The sequence below is a fragment of the Okeania sp. SIO2B9 genome (genome assembly GCF_010672505.1).
GTDB classification, from domain to species: Bacteria; Cyanobacteriota; Cyanobacteriia; order Cyanobacteriales; family Microcoleaceae; genus Okeania; species Okeania hirsuta.
The window spans coordinates 1-5741 of sequence record NZ_JAAHGK010000398.1 but is presented as its reverse complement, the minus strand read 5'-3'; the positions used below and the strand labels follow the sequence as shown (position 1 = coordinate 5741).

The window sequence follows — 5741 nt, the reverse complement described above, 5'->3', positions numbered from 1 at the left end:
GTCTCCTGTCTCCTGTCTCCTGTCTCCTTCTTCAATTTTGATTTTCAGGAATACCTTTACAATTGTCAGAAAATTATATTAATAAATATTTTTTTCTCCAGGGATACTCTGACCTATGATACCTTTAGCTTTAATAATATCTTGAGATTTCATTTTGATAATTAAATGTTGTTGGTATGAATTATGTTTTATATCATGTTCCCCCTCCGGGGGAGCTACGCTAACGGTTGAATACTTATAAATAACTATTGTGAGGAGTCAGGAGTAAACCCACCCCTCGCCCCTCCCCCTCCCAGGAGAGGAAGTCAGGAGTCAGGAGGGAAGAAAGGAGAAAAAGAGGAAATATTGGTATTGGGGGTATTGATAATTTCAGTATTTATTTGGTACTGTCGGTATTGTCAGTCCTTAAATTTTATTTATAACTGACCCGTCCGAACATGATATTAGAGAATTTTCCACCATTTCATTTAAAAAACTTTTGATTTTTTCTTCATCTCCATAAGATTCTGAGTCACCATTAATAATTGATCATTGAATTTATGTATTTTAAATTTTTGGATTAACTTGCCATTTTTCAAATATTTTTTTCACTAGAAAGTGTTGATTTTTAATAGCTATACCTTTATTTATTGCTTTCAAATCGCTCAAAGCAGCTTCAGTTAATTCTAGTTGAGTTCAAAGTTTTTCAAACTGGGAATAGTTTTTGTATTCACTACCAATTTTACGGATCACCCGACGAGTTTTTGACTTAATAACTGCTAATTCATTATTGAAAAAGTCAGAAATATCATGGGCAGTTTTAGAAATAACAGATAGGATTTCTTGGTAATGACCTTCAGTAATTTTGTATATTTTGTATTGTTGTGTTTATCTCCGTTCGGCAATGTTTTCTACTAATTTTTCAATTTTTTCAATAATGTCATTTAAAATTAAATTTTTGTCTTGATAGTTCCTTAAAATACGGTAAGCAATACTTTTTAAAATAGCAATTTCGTTGCCTATTTTATGATACTATGATACATTTATTCGTTAAGCATTTCCGTATCTTCTAACTTAATTTTGGGATCAATTATATCGAAATATTCTTCTGAGGTTAAGTTAAGAGTTAACTTTTTTAAAGCATCAGCATAACGAGGTGAGTGTTGAGCAATTTCGTCTAGCTTTTCTATAGCTTTTTTGTGATCAGAGTTATTAGCTAAAATACTTTTGGCACTGTAGAGTAAAGTTTTTTCTTGATCGTCATAATTATCAACTGCTTCATCGAAATATTGACCGCCTTTTTTTGGTTGTTTAATAGAATAATATAGTCTTCCTAGTGTTAGTCGAATTACATTGGCATGGTATTGTAATAAATCAGTTAAATTAATTTTTTCTAGTTGTTCAATTGCTGGTTGATATTGGCCTGATTCTTCTAGTGCTGTTGCATATTTGTATCGTATATAGTTATTATCTTCTAACTTTAAATGATTTCTCAAAAAATTTACAAGATTCTTCAAATTTGCCTAATTCTATTAAAGCAATAGCATAGCTAGTAAGAGTTTTAACATTATCAGGTTCCAATTTTAGAGCTTTTTCAAAATAAAGTTTAGCTTGAAGAAGGAGACAGGAGACAGGAGATGGAGACAGGAGGAAAATTACATGGGGATTTCATCCCTGGGAATTTTGAACACCGTGTAGACGGTGGGGTATTAAACCCACAAAGAAAATGATAATTAACAATAATACCATGTCCGGTTGAACAGTTATAAATAAATGATGGAGAAGTCAGGAGTCAGGAGTTAGAAGTCAGGAAGGAAGAAAGGGGAAGAGAAGGAGAAAGTTTTTTTATCACTAATTATCCGGACATGATATAACATCAGTATTATCAGGTTCTAGTTCCAAAACTTGTTCAAACCAAGGCAAAGATTCTTGGGTTTTTCCTAATTTTATCAAATAATTGGCATCGTCAATAATGCCTTGTAGAGATACTCTTAAAAAAGGAAAAGATTCTACACTTTTGCCTAATTTTATTAAACCATTAACGTAATTATTAATAGTTTTGACATTATCAGGCTCAAGTTGTAGAGATTTTTCAAATAAAGGTAAGGATTTTTTTACTCTTTCTAATTTGATTAAAGTACTAGCATAGTTAGTAATAGTTTTAACATTATTAGGCTCAAGTTGTAGAGATTTTTCAAATAAAGGTAAGGATTCTTCTACTCTTTCTAATTTGATTAAAGCACTAGCATAGTTAGTAATAGTTTTAACATTATTAGGCGCAGAGATTTTTCAAATATAGCAATGTGCGCTGGCATATTTACAAATTACAAGAACTGTCCAATAGCTAAAAGTCTTATATTATAGGTTTTTTATTCCCCCTTCCGGAGCTGTTGCCTGTTGCCTGCGCACAGCACTATAAAGGTAAGGATTTTCTATTCTGTCTGACTTGATTAAACTATTAGCATATTTATTGATAACTTTAATATTATTCGGTTCTAATTGTGTTGCCTTTTCAAAACAAGGTAAAGAATCTTCAACTTTAGCAAAACTTAGAACATTCCTAAATTCTCAAACTCAACCATAGATGATTTTTGTCTTTTGCCTTTTTACTTTTGCCTTCTCAAGACAACTCCCTTCCTTTAATTTCTGATAAAATAGTCTCATCAGGCACCTCCCCATCTGTATAATAACCCGCCGCTTTCTTCGCAGCAATTTCCACTTGCGCATCTTCCGGCACCAACTCATCAGGAATAGGTACGCGCTCAACTATTTTAATCCCAGAATTAACAATAGCATTATACTTCATATCGCTCATCGACACGAAACGGTCAATTTTCGTAATGCCCAACCAGTGTAAAACATCTGGCATCATTTCCTGAAACCGCATATCTTGGACTCCCGCAACACATTCAGTTCGAGCAAAATAAGCATCCGCGCGATCGCCACCTTCCTGTCTTTTCCGAGCATTGTAAACCAAAAACTTAGTCACCTCTCCCAACGCTCTCCCCTCTTTACGGAAATAAACAATGACACCGACACCTCCCTCCTGCGCTGTCTGAATACACACCTCAATGCCATGCACCAAATAGGGGCGACAAGTACAAATATCAGAACCGAAGACATCCGAACCGTTACACTCATCGTGAACTCTGACTGCAAGTTTCTTCGTGGGGTCAGCAACATCAGCAACATTTCCCACTATATATACAGTCGTACCACCAATAGGAGGCAAAAATAAATGTAAATCTGGGCGCGTTACCAATTCCGGAAACATTCCACCCATTTGTTGAAACAACACTCGACGCAAGTCACTTTCTTCCACATTCAGTCGTTTAGCAATTCCTGGCAAATGCCAAACTGGGTCGATCGCCGCTTTTGTTACCAATAAATTACCATTATCTTTAACAATATTGCCATCAACTTTCAATACACCTCTAGCAACAGCATCCTGTAATTCTGGCATATTAATATTTGCCTTCGTGACTGCAATAGTAGGTCGGATATCGTATCCTTGTTCATAGTAAGATGCAAATACTTCTTCCACCACTGCCCCTAATGGATCGAGACAGACAATTTTATCGGGGTCATACCAGCTTGGATAGGGGCCAATATGTGCTGCCGGAGAAGTATTTGTTAAATCAGCACGGTGATTTGATTGTAGTTTACCAGAGGCGATCGCCAGGGCACGATAAACAGCATAAGAACCGGAGTGAGTACCAATGACATTACGATGGTTAGGGTTACTCAAAGATCCAATCGCAGGTCCTCGCTCTATGGGGTCTTGAGCACCCCACTGCACGGGAATTGGTTTTTTGTCGGCAGGACCAGGATGAGATGTTAATACAATATGTTTATGCTTTGCCATTTTTTCTTAACTTTGAGATAATAATTACGCCATTAATTTTAATAAAATCAAGCATAGCATAATGTAACAAAGAACAACTTCAAGACCTTTTAATGAAAATCAAACAACATGAATTTCTATTGCCATAGTGTTCTATAATTAAGTGAGTATTTATCCAATAATACAGCACTTTTAATTTAAGAAGTGTGAGGCACAGTTTAATCCCTGTCCCCTATTCTCTGGTGACTTTGCTCAACTAAATAACTCTAGTAAAATATTAAGTTAAATAGATTCTGATGAATTATATTAATCGTCGTCAATTTATTCAGTATAGTAGCCTCGCTATTAGTACCAGTATATTAACAAGTTGTGCTACTCCTAATAACTCCAACTCTACTGCTAAAAATAATAAAAATCTTGACAAAGTAACCTATGGAACTAATTGGTATGCTCAAGGCGAACATGGAGGTTTTTATCAAGCAATTGCTACAGGAATTTATGAAGATTATGGTTTAGAAGTTACTATTAGAATGGGAAATGCTCAAGTAAATGGAACTCAGCTATTAGTAGGGGGAGGAATTGACTTTTTTATGGGGTCTAGTCTAGAAGCAATTCGCTCTGTAGAAATAGGAATTCCTACTATTACAGTTGCAGCTATTTTCCAAAAAGACCCCCAAGTATTAATTGCTCATCCAGGAGTAGGAAATGACTCTTTAGAACAACTAAAAGGCAAACCGATTTTAGTATCATCTTTAGCTGAAAAAGGCTATTGGCAATTTCTCAAAACTAAGTTTGGTTATACAGACGACCAGAGACGTCCTTATAATTCTAGTGTAGTTCCGTTTTTAGTAGATAAAAATGTAATTCAGCAAGGTTATCTGACATCTGAACCTTTCACAATCCAGCAAAAAGGAGGCTTTGAACCAGTAGTTATGTTATTAGCAGATGCCGGTTATAAACCTTATGCTACTACTATAGAAACAACAAAAGAAATGGTAGAAAAAAATCCTGATTTAGTCCAGAGATTTGTCCATGCTTCTATCAAAGGTTGGTATAGTTATTTAGAAAATCCTGAACCGGCAAATCAATTAATTAAAAAAGATAACCCAGAAATGAAAGATGATTTATTAGCTTATAGTTTAGAAAAAATGAAAAAATATGGTATTATTATTTCTGGAGATGCTTCCACAAAAGGTATCGGTGCTATGACAGACGAACGCTGGAAATTATTCTTTGATAGTGTAGTAGAAGCAGGATTAATTGAGCCAGATACTAATTATAAAGAAGCTTTTACTTTACAATTTGTTAATCAGGGAGTAGAAGCATATCAGTAATTAAAAAGCAATCAGCAATCAGCAATCAGCAGTCAGCAGTCAGCAGTAAATGTGTGCATTTGCGGAGCATTCCGGAACAGAAAGAGGATTTCAACCCCTAGCTCTAAAAGCTGAATCCTGTTTGCGGAGCATTCCGGTACGGAAATACTAAAAGCTAATAGCTAGTTAATAATTAATAATTAATCATCACCAATCCTGACAGTTATAGGATTGGTGAACAGAGTTTTGTTTAATTTATTTATTCTTTAAAAATTCTTTAAAACAGAGGCTTTAAACCTTAATTATCCGGTCAAAAATACTGGATAATTAATATTATATCAACAAATGAATATCACCAAACCCAAAATAGTTAAATACTCAGTTTATCACCTAATATACTAATTTTTATCAATAGTATTTACTGTATAATATAAATGAGCAAATAAGATGACGCAAGAGGTAAATTATGTCTATTAATCTCAGCAAAGGTGAAAGAGTAAATCTTTCCAAAGAATCTCCCAATTTGAAGCAAGCAGGTATTGGCTTGGGATGGGATATAAATACTACAGACACAGGGTCAGCATTTGACTTAGATGCTTCTGTAT

6 protein-coding genes and 1 pseudogene are annotated in these 5741 nt (G+C 34.6%); 2 read left to right on the top strand and 5 right to left on the bottom strand.

The window, feature by feature from the left end; genetic code table 11:
* Positions 1 to 1022: 1022 nt before the first annotated feature.
* The 5 genes and pseudogenes from F6K13_RS15375 to F6K13_RS15365 all read right to left on the bottom strand — a co-directional run bounded on the left by F6K13_RS15375 (position 1023) and on the right by F6K13_RS15365 (position 3844).
* Positions 1023 to 1496: a lipopolysaccharide assembly protein LapB gene (locus F6K13_RS15375; protein WP_124146891.1), complete on the bottom strand. Its 474-nt coding sequence runs from the start codon at positions 1494 to 1496 to the stop codon at positions 1023 to 1025.
* Positions 1447 to 1560 (bottom strand): hypothetical protein, encoded by a 114-nt coding sequence (locus tag F6K13_RS35180; RefSeq protein WP_161564675.1) that lies wholly within the window; start codon positions 1558 to 1560, stop codon positions 1447 to 1449. The genes F6K13_RS15375 and F6K13_RS35180 overlap by 50 nt, the downstream gene beginning before the upstream one ends.
* A 270-nt stretch (positions 1561 to 1830) precedes the next feature.
* Complete coding sequence (locus tag F6K13_RS15370) at positions 1831 to 1932, bottom strand: tetratricopeptide repeat protein (RefSeq protein WP_192901188.1); 102 nt, start codon at positions 1930 to 1932, stop codon at positions 1831 to 1833.
* A 225-nt stretch (positions 1933 to 2157) separates the two neighbouring features.
* Positions 2158 to 2238, bottom strand: a pseudogene (locus F6K13_RS35175) (hypothetical protein); the annotation flags it as partial.
* A gap of 361 nt (positions 2239 to 2599) precedes the next feature.
* Positions 2600 to 3844, bottom strand: a complete 1245-nt coding sequence (locus tag F6K13_RS15365; RefSeq protein ID WP_124146893.1) for a GTP cyclohydrolase II — start codon at positions 3842 to 3844, stop codon at positions 2600 to 2602.
* Positions 3845 to 4119: 275 nt separating this feature from the next.
* Here F6K13_RS15365 and F6K13_RS15360 point away from each other — a divergent pair, with 275 nt between their 5' ends.
* Together F6K13_RS15360 and F6K13_RS15355 are read left to right on the top strand one after the other, a co-directional pair.
* Positions 4120 to 5157, top strand: coding sequence for an ABC transporter substrate-binding protein (locus F6K13_RS15360; RefSeq protein WP_124146894.1), 1038 nt, complete (start codon positions 4120 to 4122; stop codon positions 5155 to 5157).
* Between the two features lie 445 nt (positions 5158 to 5602).
* The coding region (locus tag F6K13_RS15355) for a TerD family protein (RefSeq protein ID WP_287287789.1) at positions 5603 to 5741 on the top strand (139 nt) is incomplete at its 3' end.